Source organism: Cellvibrio sp. QJXJ, assembly GCF_024452345.1.
GTDB lineage: Bacteria > Pseudomonadota > Gammaproteobacteria > Pseudomonadales > Cellvibrionaceae > Cellvibrio.
The window spans coordinates 3,133,405-3,151,943 of the sequence record NZ_CP101662.1; the positions used below are offsets into that span (position 1 = coordinate 3,133,405).

General features: G+C 53.6%; 18 protein-coding genes. 13 read left to right on the forward strand and 5 right to left on the reverse strand.

Annotation, left to right across the window (positions count from 1 at the left end; translation table 11 throughout):
• Nucleotide 1 precedes the first annotated feature (1 nt).
• Nucleotides 2–652 carry a thiol:disulfide interchange protein DsbA/DsbL gene (locus tag NNX04_RS13615; protein WP_261946126.1) on the reverse strand — a complete coding sequence of 217 codons (651 nt, stop codon included), beginning with the start codon at nt 650–652 and terminating at the stop codon, nt 2–4.
• A 189-nt stretch (nt 653–841) separates the two neighbouring features.
• Nucleotides 842–1,525 carry a c-type cytochrome gene (locus NNX04_RS13620; protein ID WP_007639404.1) on the reverse strand — a complete coding sequence of 228 codons (684 nt, stop codon included), beginning with the start codon at nt 1,523–1,525 and terminating at the stop codon, nt 842–844.
• 225 nt (nt 1,526–1,750) lie between these two features.
• On the opposite strand from NNX04_RS13620, the gene yihA reads away from it, so the two are divergent.
• On the forward strand, nt 1,751–2,407 hold the full coding sequence (yihA, locus tag NNX04_RS13625; protein WP_261946127.1) for a ribosome biogenesis GTP-binding protein YihA/YsxC: 657 nt from the start codon (nt 1,751–1,753) through the stop codon (nt 2,405–2,407).
• A 549-nt stretch (nt 2,408–2,956) separates the two neighbouring features.
• Here the strand turns inward: yihA and polA are convergent.
• Nucleotides 2,957–5,755, reverse strand: a complete 2,799-nt coding sequence (polA, locus tag NNX04_RS13630; RefSeq protein ID WP_261946128.1) for a DNA polymerase I — start codon at nt 5,753–5,755, stop codon at nt 2,957–2,959.
• A gap of 410 nt (nt 5,756–6,165) precedes the next feature.
• Here polA and NNX04_RS13635 point away from each other — a divergent pair, with 410 nt between their 5' ends.
• Together NNX04_RS13635 and NNX04_RS13640 are read left to right on the forward strand one after the other, a co-directional pair.
• Nucleotides 6,166–6,423, forward strand: coding sequence for a hypothetical protein (locus NNX04_RS13635; protein ID WP_007639391.1), 258 nt, complete (start codon nt 6,166–6,168; stop codon nt 6,421–6,423).
• A 357-nt stretch (nt 6,424–6,780) separates the two neighbouring features.
• Complete coding sequence (locus NNX04_RS13640) at nt 6,781–7,080, forward strand: hypothetical protein (protein WP_007639390.1); 300 nt, start codon at nt 6,781–6,783, stop codon at nt 7,078–7,080.
• Here the strand turns inward: NNX04_RS13640 and NNX04_RS13645 are convergent.
• On the reverse strand, nt 7,033–7,986 hold the full coding sequence (locus NNX04_RS13645; protein ID WP_261946129.1) for a zinc ABC transporter substrate-binding protein: 954 nt from the start codon (nt 7,984–7,986) through the stop codon (nt 7,033–7,035). The two genes, NNX04_RS13640 and NNX04_RS13645, sit on opposite strands and share 48 nt — an antisense overlap.
• Nucleotides 7,987–8,124: 138 nt before the next feature.
• Here NNX04_RS13645 and NNX04_RS13650 point away from each other — a divergent pair, with 138 nt between their 5' ends.
• The 10 genes from NNX04_RS13650 (at nt 8,125) to NNX04_RS13695 (ending at nt 16,955) form a co-directional block, all read left to right on the forward strand.
• On the forward strand, nt 8,125–8,628 hold the full coding sequence (locus NNX04_RS13650) for a Fur family transcriptional regulator (protein WP_151054961.1): 504 nt from the start codon (nt 8,125–8,127) through the stop codon (nt 8,626–8,628).
• The gene (gene znuC / locus NNX04_RS13655; protein WP_151054963.1) at nt 8,625–9,428 is read left to right on the forward strand and encodes a zinc ABC transporter ATP-binding protein ZnuC; all 804 of its coding nucleotides are present in this window, start codon (nt 8,625–8,627) and stop codon (nt 9,426–9,428) included. Before NNX04_RS13650 ends, znuC begins: the two co-directional genes overlap by 4 nt.
• Nucleotides 9,421–10,206, forward strand: coding sequence for a zinc ABC transporter permease subunit ZnuB (gene znuB, locus NNX04_RS13660; RefSeq protein WP_007639377.1), 786 nt, complete (start codon nt 9,421–9,423; stop codon nt 10,204–10,206). The genes znuC and znuB overlap by 8 nt, the downstream gene beginning before the upstream one ends.
• A 146-nt stretch (nt 10,207–10,352) precedes the next feature.
• Nucleotides 10,353–10,580 carry a hypothetical protein gene (locus NNX04_RS13665; RefSeq protein ID WP_007639376.1) on the forward strand — a complete coding sequence of 76 codons (228 nt, stop codon included), beginning with the start codon at nt 10,353–10,355 and terminating at the stop codon, nt 10,578–10,580.
• An 83-nt stretch (nt 10,581–10,663) separates the two neighbouring features.
• Entirely contained in the window at nt 10,664–11,518 is an 855-nt protein-coding gene (locus NNX04_RS13670; protein WP_261946130.1) for a UDP-2,3-diacylglucosamine diphosphatase, read from the forward strand.
• Between the two features lie 105 nt (nt 11,519–11,623).
• A complete protein-coding gene (locus NNX04_RS13675) occupies nt 11,624–12,136 on the forward strand; it encodes an RNA polymerase sigma factor (protein WP_261946131.1) in 513 nt (170 codons plus the stop codon).
• A 14-nt stretch (nt 12,137–12,150) separates the two neighbouring features.
• Complete coding sequence (locus tag NNX04_RS13680) at nt 12,151–13,137, forward strand: FecR family protein (protein ID WP_261946132.1); 987 nt, start codon at nt 12,151–12,153, stop codon at nt 13,135–13,137.
• A 53-nt stretch (nt 13,138–13,190) separates the two neighbouring features.
• Nucleotides 13,191–16,061 (forward strand): TonB-dependent receptor, encoded by a 2,871-nt coding sequence (locus NNX04_RS13685; protein WP_261946133.1) that lies wholly within the window; start codon nt 13,191–13,193, stop codon nt 16,059–16,061.
• 119 nt (nt 16,062–16,180) lie between these two features.
• A complete protein-coding gene (locus NNX04_RS13690; RefSeq protein ID WP_040391088.1) occupies nt 16,181–16,429 on the forward strand; it encodes a hypothetical protein in 249 nt (82 codons plus the stop codon).
• Between the two features lies 1 nt (nt 16,430).
• On the forward strand, nt 16,431–16,955 hold the full coding sequence (locus tag NNX04_RS13695; protein ID WP_040391087.1) for a helix-turn-helix transcriptional regulator: 525 nt from the start codon (nt 16,431–16,433) through the stop codon (nt 16,953–16,955).
• A gap of 8 nt (nt 16,956–16,963) precedes the next feature.
• On the opposite strand, the gene NNX04_RS13700 is transcribed toward NNX04_RS13695, so the two are convergent.
• Nucleotides 16,964–18,436, reverse strand: a complete 1,473-nt coding sequence (locus tag NNX04_RS13700) for an alkaline phosphatase PhoX (protein ID WP_261946134.1) — start codon at nt 18,434–18,436, stop codon at nt 16,964–16,966.
• Nucleotides 18,437–18,539: the final 103 nt, after the last annotated feature.

Below are 18,539 nucleotides of genomic sequence, written 5' to 3' on the forward strand. Positions count from 1 at the left end.
GTTATTGCGCGGGCGCTGTGGTACCGCGTTCAGCGCGAATCTTGGCAACCAGAAAATCCACCACTTTCAGCATCTCGGCATGGCCACCCGCCAAACGCGAGCTGATGCGGTATTTGCCATCAACCACCATTTCCGGTGTGCCGGTGATTTTGTAGCTGCGCGCACGGGCTTCAGCTTGTTTGATCTGGCTGGTAACACCAAAGGAGTTATAGGTGCTCAGTGCCTTGGCCTTCTCAACGCCGTAGGTAGCGAAAAAGTCAGCCCACTGTTCAGCACTATTGATTTGTTTGCGCTCCAAATGCAGGGCGTTAAAAACGGCCATGTGGGTTTTTTCTTTCAGCTTAAGCGCTACAGAGGTGTAGTAACCACGCACCAGCGGCTCCATCTGCGGATTCCACATAGCATGGGTTTGACTCAGGTAAACATCTGACCCCTGCTTTTTTTCCCAGGCTTGCAGCATGGGTTCAAAATCAAAGCAATGCGGGCAGGAATAGGCGAATACTTCCGCTACTTCAATTTTGCTGGGGTCACTGGTGCGTACCGGCTGCTCCAGTACCACGTAGTGTTGACCTTCTTTATAAGTATCAGCTGATTCCTGGGCACAGGCACTCAGCGAAAACACCAGCCCTAACAGGGCAACCAAAATACGCATAAACCGCTCCTCAATACTTATATTGTTGATGTAATAGTTGTGCAAAAACCTGTGGGTTTAGTCCTGCAATAGACTGACTAGTTCCCAACTTGGGCCGGATTCTGCGACCCAAGGTCATATCTGTAAAGAGCAGATACAAAAAAGGCGACCGGAGTCGCCTTTTTTAACACTTGTTAACTCTCGCCGCGATCAGTGCAAACCGGCGATGTAGTTAGCCAAAGCAACTATCTCGGCATCACTCAATGGGGCAGCAATCGAACGCATGGTCATTTGGTCGCCATCGTTAGTGCGATCGCCCGCGCGGAAAGCGCGCAATTGTTTTTCGATATATTCCGGATGTTGCCCGCTCAAGCGTGGGAAACCAGCAGCAACGTTGCCCTTGGCATCCGGTGCGTGACAACCGGTACAAGCAGGGACACCCGTACTGATATTACCTGCACGAAAGGTGCGTGCACCCAAGGCCAAGGCATCCACTTTCAAACCGGAGTTGACCTGCACTTGCAATGGTTTGGAACCAGACAGTTGCATAGTTTGAGCCGCGTAGTGAGCGGCTATGTCTGCCAGATCCTGCTCATTCAAGTTGGCCAACAAACCCACCATTTCCGGCACTTTACGGCCGGTAGTTTCTTTTTTGGCGGCGTCCTGCTCCAGGTCCCAGGCTTGAATATCCTGCAACTGTTTAACAAGGTATTTCTCGCCCAAACCAGCCAATTTCGGGAAGGTTCCAACCAGGCTATTGCCGTCGGCGCCGTGACAGGCACCACATACGGCTGCCTTGGCAGCACCCGCTGTAGCATCGCCAGCCGCCATAGCGCCCTGGGCAACCGCTACCAGACCCAGTGATAAAAGTGCATTTCGTACGATATGTTTCATTGGCTAATCCGATTTGATCGATGAATCTGATTGTTATGCGTGCGTCTTTGGTGGCAAGTATATACGCAAGAAATTCGGGTTAGGTTCGCTTAATGACAAGTCAACAAGCTACAATCTCACCCCTATTCCGCATGAATCCCGCTTTTGGCGCGCACGGCGGCCCGAAAAGCGCCGGCATTATATTACCAACGCGCTAATAACACACTATTTTGAAGGGTTATTATCTTGACCGAGATCGTATTTACCAAGGCTTATTTCACCAAGAGCGCACCCAGTATCCGCGAGTGTCCTCCCGAGACTGGCTATGAAGTCGCCTTTGCGGGTCGCTCCAACGCCGGTAAATCCAGTGCGATTAATGCGTTGACCAACCAAAAGCTGGCACGCACCAGTAAAACCCCCGGTCGCACCCAGTTAATCAACTTTTTTAACCTGAGCGATACCCAGCGCCTGGTGGACTTGCCCGGTTACGGCTACGCCAAGGTTTCGCGCGATCAAAAAGAAAAATGGCAGCGCGACTTGTCGGAATACCTGCAAAAACGCCAGTGCTTGCAAGGTTTGATCCTGCTGATGGATATTCGTCACCCACTGCAGGACTTTGACACCACCATGCTCAACTGGGCGATCAAGGGCAATATGCCGGTGCATATCCTACTCACCAAAGCCGATAAACTCAGCCGTATGCAGGCCAATAACTCCCTGTTCGCGGTGCAAAAGCAGCTCAAACAAGCCAATCTGGACAAGCTGGTCAGTATCCAGTGTTTTTCGGCGCTGAAATATGCCGGTCTCGATGAACTCAAAGCGAAATTGCAATCCTGGCTCGCGCCGGAATCGGTCCAATTGGATACAGCTGGCACAGCGCCAGGCGCGACATCGCAGCAATAGAACCCCCAATAAAAAAATCCGATGATTTGTGAAAATCATCGGATAAAAAACTGGCACCCTTGGGGTGGCGCCAGATGGGCTAGAGTAAAACAACCAAAGACGGGAGGAAAATACACACGTTAAATCAATAAGTTGGCTTAACTGATTACTCTGACCTAAGGGCTGGCAATAAAGTTCAGTGAAATTTTTCAAATACGCTCAGTGCAACATTTTTTGCACAATTTAGTGATCGAGATCACCTCCCGCGGCATCAAAACCATCCAATCGTCACCTTATCCCCCTGAATACCGCGCCTGTGATTGCCAAATAACAGGCAAAAAAAACCCCGATAAAATCGGGGTTGGCTTAGCTTAATTGACTTCATGCTCAGCTGGCTTAAACGCCATTAGGGGAGGAGTTAGCTCATGATCGTAAAACACACATAACTGAGACCCACCCCTTTCAAATTAAGTTCAACAAATTTGTAAATAAATTTGCACAATCTTTGGTTAATTCAGCAAACATTAATAAAAACAAAGCCTTAGCTTGTTAAAAAAATTTACACAGCGCTTAATGTGCCTCATCCCAGTTATCGCCCACACCCGCTTCCACCAGTAACGGCACCTTAAGTGACGCTGCCGCCGACATGCGTTCAATTAACCCTGCACGCACGCTATCGAGTTGTGACTCAGCGACTTCCAGTACCAATTCATCGTGTACTTGCATGATGATTTTGGCATCCAATCCCGTTTCATCCAGCCAGGCCTGCACCTTAATCATCGCGGTTTTGATGATATCGGCAGCGGTACCCTGCATGGGGGCATTAATAGCGGTGCGCTCGGCACCCATTTGCAGGTTTTTGTTTTTGGCGTTGATCTCCGGCAGATATAGGCGACGACCAAACAAGGTCTCCACATACCCCTGTTCATGGGCAAGCGCACGGATATTGTTCATATAGCGCTGCACACCCGGGTAGCGCTCAAAGTAGCGATCAATATATTGCTGTGCTTCGTTGCGCCCGAGGTGCAATTGTTTGGCAAGACCAAAGGCCGACATGCCGTAGATCAAACCAAAGTTGATCGCCTTGGCACTGCGACGCATTTCCGGGCTGACCGCATCCAACGCCACGCCAAATACTTCGGCGGCGGTGGCACGGTGTACATCCAGCCCTTTTTCAAAGGCGCTGAGCAGGCCGGCGTCATCCGACAAGTGCGCCATAATGCGCAGTTCAATTTGCGAGTAGTCCGCCGCTACCAATTTATAACCTTTAGGGGCGATAAACGCCTGGCGAATACGGCGCCCCTCTTCCGTTTTAATCGGAATATTTTGCAGGTTGGGATCTTGCGAGGATAAACGCCCGGTTGCCGCTACCGCTTGATGATAGCTGGTATGTATGCGGCCAGTGCGCGGGTTAATCACCAGCGGCAATTTATCGGTGTAGGTCGATTTTAATTTTGCCAGGCCGCGATACTCCATCAACACTTTGGGTAGCGGATAATCCAGTGCCAACTCTTGCAACACCTCCTCTGCAGTTGAAGGCGTACCTGTCGGTGTTTTTTTAATAACGGGCAACTTCTGTTGTTCAAATAAAATCGCGCCTAATTGTTTGGGCGAACTTAAATTAAATTCTTGCCCGGCAATCTCATAGGCTTTGCGCTCAAGTTGTGTTAATCGCTCACCTAATTCAATACTGTGTTTGCCGAGCAACTTGGCATCCACCAACGCGCCGTTACGTTCAATACGCGACAACACTGGCACCAACGGCATTTCAATATTTTCAAATACATTTTTTAGCGATTCAATTTTTTCTAACTGTGGCCAAAAAAATTGATGCAAGCGCAGAGTGATATCGGCGTCTTCCGCCGCGTAGTGTCCGGCGTCCTCAATTTTTAATTGGTTAAAGCTGAGCTGTTTTACACCTTTGCCCGCCAGCTCTTCAAAGGTGACGGTTTTGTAATCCAGATAATTTTGGGCGAGGTCATCCATATTGTGGCGACTGCCTATGGAGTTCCATACATAGGATTCCAGCATGGTATCGAATTTAATACCGCGCAATTCGATGTTGTAATTGAGCAGCACACTGCGATCGTATTTTAAATTCTGGCCAATTTTTATTTTATTGGCATCTTCCAAAATGGGTTTTAATTGCTCCAGCACCCACTCCAGCGGCAGTTGCTCGGGTGCGCCCATATAGTCATGACCGCAAGGCACATAAGCGGCAATACCAGCTTCAATCGCAAAATTCACCCCGACAATTTTGGCATCCATAATTTCCAGCGCGGTGGTTTCGGTATCAAACGAAAACAGGGCTGCATTTTGTAAACGCACTAACCACTCGGAAAATAAATTTTTATCAGTAATGATGTCGTAACGAATTTCCTGCGGAAGGGTAGTAGCGGTTTCAATTTTTTGTTCGCTACTATTTCCCGCAGTAAGATCATTGACTGTTGCAGATTGCTCGACCCTATTGTGCGCAACTGCACCTTCACCTAAATCTTTTACCCAACTTTTAAATTCCAACTCTTCAAATAATTCGCGCAAGCGCTGATTATCAGGCGCTGAAAGATGAATAGATTCCGGGCTCAGCGGCAATTCCACATCCACTTTAATCGTGGCCAAGCGATAAGACAGATAAGCCATATCGCGATGTTCAATTAATTTTTCCGGCATGGTTTTGGCGCCGCGAAATGACAGGGTGCGCACTTTTTCCAAATCGGCATAAATTGCATCCAACCCACCCATGCCCTGAATTAATCCCTGCGCGGTTTTTTCACCCACACCGGGCACACCGGGAATATTGTCGACCTTGTCGCCCATGAGCGCGAGGTAATCAATCATCAACTCCGGACCAAAACCGTACTTGGCATTAACGCCGGGAATATCCAATACCGTTTCAGTCATGGTATTGACCAAAGTGACATGCTCATTCACCAGCTGCGCCATGTCTTTATCGCCGGTGGAAATCACCACGTCGCGTTTTTGTTCGGTGGCTTGGCGCGCGAGGGTGCCAATCACATCGTCGGCCTCTACTCCCTCTATTACTAATAGCGGCAGCCCCATGGCTTGCACTATGTCGTGAATGGGTTGCACCTGGGGGCGCAAATCGTCGGGCATAGGCGGGCGATTGGCTTTGTATTCGGCAAACATGTCGTCGCGGAAGGTTTTGCCTTTAGCATCAAAGACTACGGCTATAGGGCTGCGTGGGTAGTCCTTCACCAACCGACGCATCATATTTACCACCCCTTTGACCGCACCCGTGGGCTGGCCTTTGGAATTGGTGAGTGGTGGCAGGGCGTGATAGGCACGATAAAGGTAGGAAGAACCATCAACAAGCACCAGAGGCGGCTGATTTTGGAGAGTCTCGGTCATAGGAATATCTGCACTAAAGGGGCTGTAAATAGGCCGCAGGATACACCAAAGGCCCAGTGATCGAGCCAGAGCCATAATGCAATCCCCCCAAAGGTAACAATCAGGGAAGCGATGATTACAAAAGTGTTACCACCACAAAAATGTGTTACCAGACGACAAAGCTCGTGCGATTTATAGGATAACCGGCTAAGTTTCGGTATTTATTCACATTTTATAGATTTCAATAACAAAAAGATTTAACCAACCACTAGCCAATCAAATTTAATGTGTTACCATGAGTAACATAAGGTAACAAAAGAGCTTAACCCGCTTCTGATGTTACCCAAACGCTAGACTTAAACACTTTACCCAAGACAACTAGGTTGCTCACAAGGCAACTGGAATTGAATGATCCATCGGAGGAACCCACGATGAAAAAGACCACACTGATATTTGCCACTTTGTTACTGACCGCAACCGGCGCTTATGCCGATGATGCGAAGAATCAAGAATTGACCCTGGCCGCTGCCGATTTAGGCGTAAAGGCGACTTGGGTTGAAACTCAGGAAGACGCGGAAGCGCGTATTGCTGATGAATTGACTGCTAAAGAAGATGCTCTGAACGACAAGGCACACGCCAAACTCGAAGAGCAGTTGGAAGCCAAACTGGCCAAGCAGTTCGAACTCTGATTGAAACACTGAAACACCGGTTGTAGCCGGATTGGTCAACCGCTAATCCGGCAAGTATTTTCTCGTTATTGTTTTGTTTGACCCTTTATTTTCTCCTCGTGTATTAGCCCTGCAAAGACTTGATAAGTGTTATCGAGCCGCTGCGGGGCTCTTTTTTTGTACAGAATCACAAATTTGTCATTTGCTTTTTAGGTTGGCGTCAAAACAAACATCAGTAACTGGCAGCTGACCTAGACTGATCAGGAACGCTGCTTTTGTAAGCCGTTTTTGCGTGCAGATGTATCAGCCACAGCAATAAACCATCGCGATGTTTATTCTTTCTGTCGGGTATTAACCCCTATTTGCACAGGACTGTTTATGGATACTTTAATCTTCTCGCAAACGGCGATTTTTCGCCTGCAACAATTAGCCAGCTGCATTTATCACAAAACAGGAATTCGCCATCGCATGGCGACACAAGAAGGAATGCTGGAACTGCTGCGCGATGGCAGCGCGTCACGCGATGCGGAGGTGCGCGAGTATTACGATTCATTTGTGCTGGAGTTAAACAAACGCCAGCTGGACATGCTGGAAGCGCGCAATGTAAAACTGCGCAAACCCTTTCACAGCTCAGTGATTGGCGGCGCCACTGTCAGTACTATCCGCAAGACAGCGTAAAAAACTCTGCCCCAATTGCTCCATCAACATGTGATAGCTGGATACTTGCTCATTACCCACAGGGTCCAGCATTCCGATATTCAAGCCCAACGAATGCGCCATTTCCTCTAGCGAACGGCTGTTATGGTAGGGCTCCAAAAATACACAGCGCCCCTCTTTCGCCAGTACATCGCGCAATTCCTGCAAATGTTTCGCGCCCGGGCGACGCTCCGGCGTAAACGTTACATAGGCCAATTGATGCAGGCCGTAATGGCTAACAAAGTGGCTGTAGCCCTCGTGATACACCGCAAAACCCAAGGGCTTTACCGGCGCCAACTGCTTGAGCAACTGCGCATCCAACTCCACTAACGACTGACTAAAACGCTCGGCATTGAGGGTAAATTGTGCACCCGACTCAGGCGCAATTTGAGTCAGGCGCTCGGCCAATGCACGGGCGATAACCGCCGCATTGCGCGGATCCAGCCAGATATGTGGATCGCCGCTGGCGTGCTGATGCTGATTGTCGCGACTGGTATGGGCATGATCGTGATTATCGAGTTCAGGCCAAAATAAATCGCTCAAGCCATAGGTTGTCAGTACTTGTTGCGCCGGCAAACTGGCGAGTGGGCGCGCCAGAAAACTCTCCAATTCCGCTCCCACCCACAGCACCAAATCCGCATCGCGCAGGCGACGATGATCGGACATTTTGAGCGGATAATCATGGGCTGAGGCTGTTACAGGTAGCAGAGTATCGATAGCCGCATGACTGCCAGCCACCTCCTGGGCGATAAGCGCCAGTGGTTTAATGCTGGCCAACACCTTGGGTTTGGCCGCCGCCGTGCTCGCCAATGAACATAGCAACAACGCCATCAAGGTGCGACAAATAAAAGCCAGGGGGAAAACAAAACCCAAGCGGGGTAAACCCATGATTGTGAATCCTGTAACACCGCGCAACGGCGGCAGTGAAATAAATGCCCGAACAAAGGTTATATAGTAACATAGCCAACTCATTCCTCGCCTGCCCCACACAGAGATGGGCGCGCGCCAACCGACAGTGACAACGCTATGGAACACACACCGCTCGCCTGCAGCCATCACGATCACGGCCATTGTATTAGCGATGCATTAGAAGCCGCGCGCCAACTGTGCCTGAGCCGCGGTGTGCGCCTGACCGATTTGCGCTTGCAGGTGCTGGAGCTGATCTGGCAAAACCACAAACCGCTCGGCGCCTATACCCTGATGGAGATGTTGGCCAAAGCCAATACCCGCCGTGTGGCGCCGCCAACGGTGTATCGCGCGCTGGATTTCCTGCTGGAGCAGGGGCTGATCCATCGTATTAATGTACTCAATGCCTTTATCGGCTGCCCGTCGCCCGGCACCAAACACCAGAGTCATTTTTTGATCTGCCGCGCCTGTGGCATTGCGGTGGAACTGGATCAACCGCAGTTGAGCGAACAAATTCTGGCGGTCGCGCAAGACGCAGGTTTTACCGTGGAAACCCAGGCGCTGGAAGTATCTGGACTCTGCGCCAACTGTGCCAACCACACACCCGAGCGAGCGACGGCATGAGTGAGTTATTGATTAAAGCCCGCGGCTTGGGTGTGCTGCGCAATGGACGGCAGATTCTGCAAAACGCCGATCTGGATCTCGCGGCAGGCAAAATCGTTACCCTGATTGGCCCCAATGGCGCAGGCAAAACCACGTTGGTGCGTGCCGTACTTGGGCTGATTAAGATCGATCAGGGCAGCATCGAAAAAGCAGCGGATTTACGCATTGGCTATATGCCGCAAAAGCTCCATTTGGATGCCAGCTTGCCGCTCACTGTGGCGCGCTTTCTGGCGCTGGGTGGCAAAGCGCGTGTGGATTTGGGTGAGATACTGCAACTGACCGGTATCGATAAACTGATCAATATGCCGATCCAATCCCTCTCGGGTGGCGAAACCCAGCGGGTATTGCTCGCGCGTGCGCTATTGCGCGACCCCCAACTTCTGGTACTGGACGAACCGGTGCAAGGTGTGGATGTGGGCGGCCAATCGGCGCTCTACGCATTGATTAACGAGATTCGCAACCAGCGCCACTGCGGCGTGTTATTAGTCTCCCACGACCTGCATTTGGTGATGGCAACCACCGACACAGTCATCTGCCTCAACCAGCATGTATGCTGCCACGGCCACCCGGAACAAGTCACCAATCACCCGGCCTACCTTGCGCTCTTTGGCGATGCGCTGGGCGGGGCGGTGGTAACTCCGCAAGTCGCCATTTACACCCATCACCACGATCACCAACACGATGCCCACGGTAACGTCATTAACGCCAAACCCGGCGACCATGTGCATACCAGCAGCTGCGGACACGACCACCATGCCTGATTTTTTACTGCTCGCCCTGCTCGCCGGTATTGCCGTGGCGCTGGTTGCTGGCCCACTGGGTGCCTTTGCCGTCTGGCGGCGCATGGCTTATTTTGGCGATACCCTCGCCCATTCGGCACTGCTGGGTGTGACCTTTGGTTTGCTGCTGGACATCAACCTCAACCTCGCCATAGCGCTGGGGTGCCTGTTATTGGCACTGATTTTGGTCGCGCTGCAAAACAACCGTTTTCTCGCCACCGATACGCTGCTGGGCATTCTCTCCCACTCCACTCTCGCCCTCGGTTTGGTATGTGTCAGTGTATTTAGCGAGAGCCGCATCGACCTGCTCGCCTATTTATTTGGTGATATTTTGTCGGTCAGCCAAGGAGACGTGATCAGCATCTGGGTAATTTCCCTTGCGGTACTGGCGGCGCTGATCTGGCTCTGGCGGCCCTTATTGGCGATTACTGTGCACGAGGAATTGGCGCAGGTGGAAGGTGTACCGGTGACGCGGGTGCGCACCGCACTGATGTTATTGATGGCGCTGGTAATTGCGATTGCGATGAAAGTGGTCGGTGTATTGCTGATTACCGCGCTGCTGATTATCCCCGCTGCCGCAAGCCGCCGCCTGAGCCGCACCCCGGAACAGATGGCCATTATCGCCAGCCTGTTGGGCATGCTGGCCGTAGTTGCCGGTTTGGGCGCGTCCTATTTATGGGACAGCCCCGCCGGGCCCGCGATAGTGCTGTCAGCCACCGTTATGTTCAGCCTGACCCTGCTCAAAAAGCAGCAGAATTGAATCGGCGATGATCGGTTTGTAAGCCAAAGCGCACAAACAATAGCGAAATTTGCGACTGTTTTCACATTGTCGCCTGGTAGATACTGCGATCTGTCGTGCCGTACCCAATGACTGGAGTGGCGGCTAAATCAGCAAGGACAGAACCGATGACTACCCTCAATATTGGCAATCAGGCATACAACAGTCAGGATGTTGCGCACAAAGTGCAAAGCGACATCCAGTTTTTGGAGTCACGTATCGCCCTGCTGCGAGAGCAAACTAACCCCAACCCGCAAGTGCTGCAAATCTATGCACAAATGCTGGAGAGCCGTCAGGCCGTACTCGGCTGGCTCAACCAGAGTGAAATGCAAAAAGCCCTGGATAAATTGGGCTAGTTGTCACTCAAACTTCATCAAAATGTTGCGTTTCCGTCATGTTTTCGCCGCAATATGCTGCGAAACAGCTCAGGAAACGCACTATGAACACCTCTGCCAATCACCTCGCTGCTGCACTCGCTTTACCACTTGCATCTACAGATAACACCCCCAAACCTACCAGCAGTTTGATTAATGCCCGCACCGTGTGGATCTCCGATATCCACCTGGGTTTTCGCGACTGCAAAGCCGATTACCTGCTCGACTTTCTCAACCAAATTCACTGCGACACGCTTTATCTGGTGGGCGATATTGTCGATTTATGGTCACTCAAACGCCGCTTCTGCTGGCCCGCCAAACACTATCAAGTGATGCTCAAATTCTACGAACTGGCCGCTAAGGGTATGCGTGTAGTCTATGTGCCAGGCAATCACGACGACCCCATGCGCCACTTCAGCGGCGAACTCTTTGGCCCCATCGAAATCGCCCACGAGCATGAATATGTCACCGCCGATGGCAAGCGTTTACTGATCATGCACGGTGATGCGATGGACGCCTACATCAATCACAGCTGGTTAAAACGCGTGATTGGCGATCACGGTTACGAGTTATTGCTGTTTATCAACCGCTGGTCAGACCGGCTGCGCAAGCTGGTGGGGCGACCTTATTTTTCGCTCGCGGGTCTGATTAAAAGCAATATCAAAGGTGCCAAAGCGGCGATCGCAACTTACGAAAAAGAAGCCTTGGCGGAAGCAAAACGGCGCGGCTACGACGGTGTGGTGTGCGGACACATTCACTACCCGGCGCTGCGTGAAGAAGGGGGTTTGCGCTACGCCAATTGCGGCGATTGGATCGAAAGCTGCACGGCCTTGGTGGAGGATCACCAGGGTGTGATGCGCCTGTTGCATCACAGCGACACGATTCAATGGCAGGAGCTGGAGCAACTGCGCCAGGCTTAAGGCACAAGCTATACAACAAAAGGCGCTGCCACTGGCGCCTTACTCATCGAATTGTCATATTCACCCACTAAGCTGGCGCGCTAGTCCATCGCGAGAGTTGCTGCCATGCTTGACCCTCATCGGCCCGCCTCAGAGTCAGCGCCACTGGATGAACGCCTGACGTCTGCCACTGGGCCACTTAAACGTTATATCCAGCGAATTGCGCCAAACAGCAGCGATGCAGCGGATATCTATCAGGAATCTATCCTGCGGGTGATAGAGCAAGCCCGCACCCAACCGCTGCGCAACCCGCTGGCCTATGCGGTGCGTATCGCGCGCAATTTGTTACTGGGTGGCAAACGCCAAACCCTGTCACTGGACACCCTGGATGACCTCAGCAGCCCGCTCCCCTGCCCGGAAGAACGCACCAGTCAACGCCAACGTGCCGAACTGCTTACCGGTTTTTTGGCGACCATGCCCGTCCAGCGGCGTGAAGTATTAATTCGTCGTCGCCTGCAGGGCGAATCACGCGAGCAGATAGCGGCGGCAATGGGCCTGAGCGAAGCGGCCGTTAAAAAACACATGACCCGCGCGCTCGCCGATTTGCAGCGTTTTTTAGACAACCATCGCCACTTTTAAGCCTTTTGATTGCAATGAATACGATTCCTGTGAATAGCGACAATGATGATTACCAGACGGCGGCCGAATGGCTGGAACAGCTGAGTGAACAACCGCTGGATGAACTTTCCAAACGCCGCCTGCTACTGTGGCTGGATAGCAATAACGAACGCCGCGCGCTGTTTGAACGCATGCTTAGCACTTGGGCTGACCCGGCGCTAACCCAAGCCGCGCAGAACCTGCTGGCTAGTCAGCAGGCACGCACGGCGGCTAGTGCCGGTGCAGGTTTCAGACGGGGCGCCGCCTGGGCCTTGTGCCTTACGCTCTGCGTTGCACTGCTGGTAAGCAATCGCTTTTTGGGCGAGGCACCTGCGGCCAAAACCCTGCCCTTTGCCACCGCCACCGGGATTCGTCACGACCTGCAACTAAGCGACGGTTCGCTGCTGGAGATCAGCCCGGCCAGCCGTTTGGCCATCACCCTTAGTGCACAGCAGCGCAACATCGAGCTGCAAGCAGGCGCCACCTATTTTCGCGTCGCCAAGGATAAAACCCGCCCCTTTGCAGTGACCATTGGTACTGCCAGTGTGGTGGCGGTGGGCACTGAATTTAATATCGACAAACGCCTGCATGAAACTGAAGTCACCGTTTATGAAGGCGCAATTGAGGTCCGCGCCAACCCCACCGCCCAACCGCTACTGCTGCGGGCCGGTGAACGCGCGCTAATTAGCGCCAAAGGCGTAGAGACAGTGGCTGTCAATCTGGCCGAACTGGTGGATTGGCGCTCGGGCTGGCTGGAATTGCAAAACGGCAGTTTGGGGCTGGTGGTGGAGCAACTCAACCGCTACAGCCCTACGCCCATTCAATTGGCAGACCCCGCGCTCGCCAAGATTGCTGTCGCCGGCCGCTTTCGCCTCAAAGAGGTAGATGCAACCCTGCAGTTGATGACCGAATTACATCAGCTCGAGCAGCGCCAGATCACCCAACAAGGCAAAGCCGTCATCCAACTGTTTGCCCGGCAGTGAAACCTTAACACCACACCATGAAATCCTCCGGCAGATACAGGCATTTACCGGGATTGATCTTCACCGGTCTACTGCTGGCGAGCATGGGTACTACTTATGCACAAACGGATGCCAAACTCCCGGCGGCCGCCACTGCACTCAACCTACCCGCGCAACCCCTGAGCGACGCCCTTACCCACGCGGCGCGCCAACTGCAGGTGAGTATTGTGTTCGACCCACGCGCACTGGCAGGTGCCACAGCACCGGCGCTACAAGGATATTTCAGCCCGGAACAAGCACTGCAGAAATTGCTGGCGAACACCGATTTTATCGCCCTGCAGCGCCCCTCCGGCTGGTTGATTCAAACGCGTCCATCGCTCATCACCCCTGTGCCACCGGCAGTACCAACCAGCACAACACACACTGTGGAGCAGCTGTTGGTGCTGGGCAGTTACAGCAACAACCAGCAGACCGCCATCGACCAGAAACGCAGCAATATTGGCTTCATAGAAAGTATTTTCGCCGAGGATATCGCCAAATTCCCCGCCCACAATATTGCCGAGGCGATTCAGCGCAGCCCCGGTATTTCAGTGGTACGCGACCGCGGCGAGGCGCTGTTTTTAAGCATTCGCGGCCTGCCCACCCAGTTCAATCGCGTCAGCCTGAATGGCCACCCGCTCACGGTGAACGAAAATGTACGCAACTCCGAGCAGTACGGGCGCCGTTTCCACTACGACACCTTCCCCACCGAGTTGGTGGCCGGGGTTGAGGTGCGCAAAAGCACAAGGGCGAGCGATGAAGAAGGGGCAATTGGTGGCAGTGTGGATATCCGCCCTTTTGCACCGCTGACGATTGGAGAGCCGCGCCTGAGCCTGAGTGCAAGCGCCAACAGCGCCGAGCTGGTAGGCGATTGGCGCCCCAAGTTGGCGGCACTGGGCAACTGGGTCAATAGCGATCGCACACTGGGGTTTAGTCTCGCAGGCGCTTATAACCAACGCCATTTGCGACAGGATCGCGCACTCAACTTCCGCTGGGAGCATCTATCTATAAACCAACTGCCAACAGGGGACGACCGCGACACGCTAGTCACCCCCGCCGGGGTGCGCCCCACCCTGGAACTGGAACAGCGTGAACGCTTGGGGTTGAGCAGCAGCGTGCAGTGGCACCCCAGCGAATCCTGGCAGCTGGATGTGCATTGGCTGCAGCTGCACCAGCAGATCGATTATCAGGAATACAGCTACAGCGCCGACTATGACAGCGAGGGTTTGCTGGGCGATGCCATCCAAACCCGCGGCAATGCCTTGGTCGCGGGCAGCACCCACACCGGCTCAGTGCAAATCGGCCACGAATCTGCCGGTTTGGAAGATAACAACCGCATGCTGGATATCACCCTCGGCTGGCAGGGTGACGACTGGCAACTCAGCACCAGTTGGGTGAACAGCCGCGCCAGCAGCGGCAACCCCGAGGCAGTGAAACGCACCCGTCTGCGCCGCGTTCAGGATGTCAGTTTCAGTTTTGATTACACCGCCAACAACGCGCTGCCGCAGATTGACTACCAGAATATCGACCTGCTCGACCTCAGCAATTTCCCTGGCCGCCGCCTGGAATGGCGCAGCACCCGCAGCACAGACAGCGACAATGCGCTCAAACTAGACAGCACCCGCACACTCGATCACCCACTCTGGCACAGCCTGGACATAGGCCTGCACTGGCGCCGCCACAGCCGCGACTACTGGCGCAAGGATCGCCTCGTGAGCGGGGGTATTAGCGGCGTTTATTTCCCTAGCGACTATTTTGTCGCCCTGCCGGTCGCTGACTTTTTGGGCAATACCCGCCGCCTGCCCCACAACTGGTTAGTGCCCAAGGCGGAAAAATTTTGGCAAGGTGTTGATGAACAAGCGTTTTATCAATCCCCCTCAAACAACGAGGATTTACAAAATAGCTACCGCATCAGGGAGGACAGCCGCGCGCTTTACCTCCAGCTGAATTTGGGTGCCGACCAAGGCCGCTGGCCGCTGCGCGGCGACATAGGACTGCGCTGGGTGGCAACCGACCAACAGACACAGGGCGGCGTACAAACCACGACGAATAAGCAGAGCTATCAGCAGACCTATAGGCAACTGCTGCCAGCTGCAAATCTGGTGGTAGAGTTGGATGAACAATTACTCTGGCGCTCCGCACTGGCAAAGGTGATGGCGCGCCCCGAGTTTCAGGACCTGGCGCCAAGGCTCACCCTCAACTCCGGCGACATAGCCACCGCCACCGGCGGCAACCCGGAATTAAAACCAGTCACCGGCTGGCAATGGGACAGCGCACTGGAACACTACCCTGCCGAAAAAATGCTGCTATCGGCAGGGATATTTGCCAAAAAACAGGATAACTTCTTCCAAACCAGCACCCGCACACAAGTGATCAACGGCACAGTGTACGAACTAACCAGCCCCGACAATGGCGCCCGCGCCTACATCGCCGGCATCGAACTCGCGTGGCAGCAAACCCTGCCCGAACCACTGCAACACTGGGGTGTAAACGCCAATTACACCCACACCTGGACGCGCGCCAGCTATCGCACCGCTACAAGCACTGGCGACGACTTAAGCACTAACATCACCCGTGACCGGCTCGCCGATGTGGCGCGCAACAGCGTTAACCTGGGAATCTATCGCGAAACCGACCAGTGGCATTGGCGCGCCCACTACAGCTGGCGCGATCAAGTGCTCAATCAGGTCGCCAGCAGTAACCTCGCGGCACAAAACATAGAAGCTTTCGGCACCCTGGACATGCACCTGAGCTGGCACCTGAATTCCAATCTCAGCCTCAGCATGGACGCCACCAACCTCACCAACGCCGCCCAGTGGGAAAGTGTGTTGGATGGCGAATTCGCTGGTTACACGCACTATGGGAGGAGTTTTTGGGTGGGAGTGCAGTGGCGACTGGAGGAGTAGTATCGTCTAAGCTAACAACTCATTCATTAGCAGATATTTCCTGCCTTCATAAATCATAGGTTGTCACTTGACAACCAATCAACTCAGGATTAGCCTATAACCATCAACAAGGAGTGATGATGCCCAGACGTAAACACCCTCACAAAACCATTGAGGCCGCACTTGATTATGCCGAACAACACGGCTGGCAAGTTGAGCCGGGAGGCAGCCATGCCTGGGGCAAAATCTATTGCCCATTCAATGATCAGCAGTGCCGCTGTGGAGAATTCTGTATCGCAAGTATCTGGAGCACACCCAAAAATCCGGAAAATCACGCCAAACAGATTCGCCGAGTCGTCGATAACTGCACGACTAAAACGGAGAAATGACATGCAAACATTCACGTTCACGTTGAAATTTACCCTACCATCAGGGCTGAATGCGGATCAGTGTATCAGCCGATTAGAGGCAGTCGATTGTGATGATGCATTGGTTGGTATAGGCCAGTCAGGTCGACTTGCATTGCAATTTGACCGCACCGCCGCGAATGCACTAGAGGCACTGGTCAGCGCCTTGAGTGCAATAAAAATAGCTATTCCCGACGCGCGTTTGGTAGAAGTAGCACCGGATTTGGTAGGGCTAAGTGATATTGCCGGACTATTGGGTTTTAGCCGCCAGAACATGCGCAAACTCATGATCAAACACAGCAGTGAGTTTCCCGCACCAGTCCATGACGGCAGTGCCACAATCTGGCACTTGGCGACTGTGCTGGAATGGTTCGTTCAACATCAACAAAAGCCGGTAGCACCAGATTTATTAGCCATTGCCAAGGCGGCAATGCAACTGAATATTGTCAAGGAAAGCGCACATTTAGAAGCTGGCCTTTCCCAACGGCTCATCGCATTAACCGCTTGACGATCAGGTCAGCCCAACTTATCAATCCCCTTGGCGCGGCTGCGCAGGTTGCCCCAGGGGCCGGTGATGGCGAGGGTGAAGCCGGGGCGTTGGATGTTGACGAACAGCGTAGTGCCGTCGGGGGAGAAACAGGCGCCACAGAATTCACCTTTGTCGGGGTGGGCGTTCATCGCGAGGGTGTAGATGCGCCCGTCCGGAGTGAGGCCGCGCAGGTAGTTCACCGTATCCGGGTTTTCCGAGTAGCTGTCTTCGCAGATGATCAGGTCGCCCCAGGGCGCCACGGCGATGTTATCGCAGGATTCCAAAATGGCGCGGTTGTGGGTTTCGTAGACTAATTCCATCACCCCCGGCTGCTCTGTTTCGCGCGTCGTGCCTTCAAAGGCGCTGGGTTGATAGCGCCACACCTGGCCGATTTTGAGCGGGCCGCCACCAGTCGCCGCAAAGAGTACTTCGCGGGTTTTGTCGTCGCGCAAGGCAAACGCCAAGCCTTCGCCGCGTGCAAAAATCGCCGCGCCTTTGGCTTCGCCGCGAGTATTCAAATCACCCTCGGGGGAGGTGACATCCTCCAAGTCGATCCACTCGCATTCAAAGCGCTGGCGCATAGCGACGGGTTGCGCATTCTTGTCCTGTGCGTCTTCCTTCCAATTGCGGGTATTGGCGCTCGGCCAGCCGCGAATGGCGAGGGCTTGCAGCTGTCCGCCCTCCGCCAGTTTGCCCGGGGTTTTGGGGATAAAGCGGTAAAACAGGCTGCGATCCGTATCTTCCGAGAGGCACACAATGCCGTTGGTGCTATCGACCGCCGCCGCTTCGTGTACAAAACGCCCCATATCCTTGAGTGGCACCGGGTCGACCAAGCCCTTGCCGAGCGAGGGGACTTCAAAGATATACCCGTGTTCGCGACCGTAGCCTTGGGCTTTGCCGACCAGTGTCTCCTCGCAGCTGAGCCAACTGCCCCAGGGCGTAGCGCCGCCGGCACAGTTGCGCGCGGTGCCCACCAAACTCAGGTGGCTGCGCTCTACCCGCTGGCTGCGATGACTGTAAACCAGGGTGCTGGTGCCGCCGTTGACGGGCAGACCGCCAAAGCTGTCGTAACTTTTTGTGCCGACATGTTTGCGCGCTAAATCCTTATCGCCGCCGAAGGCATCAATTTCCTCGCCCACCGAATCCAGTTCGTGGTTGCGCACCAGAATGCATTTGCTCACATCGCCCGGCAGCGGGAAGGCGGCCATACCGTCCATCGCGCTGGGGGTAATTAATCCATCGCTCATGCGGTCGCCGGTGCGGGCGATAATTTTGTAGCTAAAATCGCGCGGCAAATTGAGAATGCCCGCCGGGTCGGCCAGCAGTTGGCCGACTTTATCGATCCCGTAAATCGGGTCTTGGGCGTAGACCTGTGCCTGCAGTTGCAAACTGCGCAGGCCGCCCAGGGCGATGGCGGTAGCGCTGGCATTTTTAAGAAAGTGACGACGGGTTAAACGCATAAAAAAACATCCACAAAAGTAAATAACAGACATTGGAAAACCAGCGCTGTTTTTGACGCAAAAAGATGACTATTAGATGACAACCAAGCCAGGTGCCCAAAAA

Excerpts from the sequence above, each read along its gene's own strand:
- NNX04_RS13615 (WP_261946126.1), bottom strand. The coding sequence starts at position 652 with ATGCGTATTTTGGTTGCCCTGTTAGGGCTGGTGTTTTCGCTGAGTGCC.
- NNX04_RS13620 (WP_007639404.1), bottom strand. The coding sequence starts at position 1,525 with ATGAAACATATCGTACGAAATGCACTTTTATCACTGGGTCTGGTAGCG.
- polA (WP_261946128.1), bottom strand. The coding sequence starts at position 5,755 with ATGACCGAGACTCTCCAAAATCAGCCGCCTCTGGTGCTTGTTGATGGT.
- NNX04_RS13635 (WP_007639391.1), top strand. The coding sequence starts at position 6,166 with ATGAAAAAGACCACACTGATATTTGCCACTTTGTTACTGACCGCAACC.
- NNX04_RS13640 (WP_007639390.1), top strand. The coding sequence starts at position 6,781 with ATGGATACTTTAATCTTCTCGCAAACGGCGATTTTTCGCCTGCAACAA.
- NNX04_RS13645 (WP_261946129.1), bottom strand. The coding sequence starts at position 7,986 with ATGGGTTTACCCCGCTTGGGTTTTGTTTTCCCCCTGGCTTTTATTTGT.
- NNX04_RS13650 (WP_151054961.1), top strand. The coding sequence starts at position 8,125 with ATGGAACACACACCGCTCGCCTGCAGCCATCACGATCACGGCCATTGT.
- znuC (WP_151054963.1), top strand. The coding sequence starts at position 8,625 with ATGAGTGAGTTATTGATTAAAGCCCGCGGCTTGGGTGTGCTGCGCAAT.
- znuB (WP_007639377.1), top strand. The coding sequence starts at position 9,421 with ATGCCTGATTTTTTACTGCTCGCCCTGCTCGCCGGTATTGCCGTGGCG.
- NNX04_RS13665 (WP_007639376.1), top strand. The coding sequence starts at position 10,353 with ATGACTACCCTCAATATTGGCAATCAGGCATACAACAGTCAGGATGTT.
- NNX04_RS13670 (WP_261946130.1), top strand. The coding sequence starts at position 10,664 with ATGAACACCTCTGCCAATCACCTCGCTGCTGCACTCGCTTTACCACTT.
- NNX04_RS13675 (WP_261946131.1), top strand. The coding sequence starts at position 11,624 with ATGCTTGACCCTCATCGGCCCGCCTCAGAGTCAGCGCCACTGGATGAA.
- NNX04_RS13680 (WP_261946132.1), top strand. The coding sequence starts at position 12,151 with ATGAATACGATTCCTGTGAATAGCGACAATGATGATTACCAGACGGCG.
- NNX04_RS13690 (WP_040391088.1), top strand. The coding sequence starts at position 16,181 with ATGCCCAGACGTAAACACCCTCACAAAACCATTGAGGCCGCACTTGAT.
- NNX04_RS13695 (WP_040391087.1), top strand. The coding sequence starts at position 16,431 with ATGCAAACATTCACGTTCACGTTGAAATTTACCCTACCATCAGGGCTG.
- NNX04_RS13700 (WP_261946134.1), bottom strand. The coding sequence starts at position 18,436 with ATGCGTTTAACCCGTCGTCACTTTCTTAAAAATGCCAGCGCTACCGCC.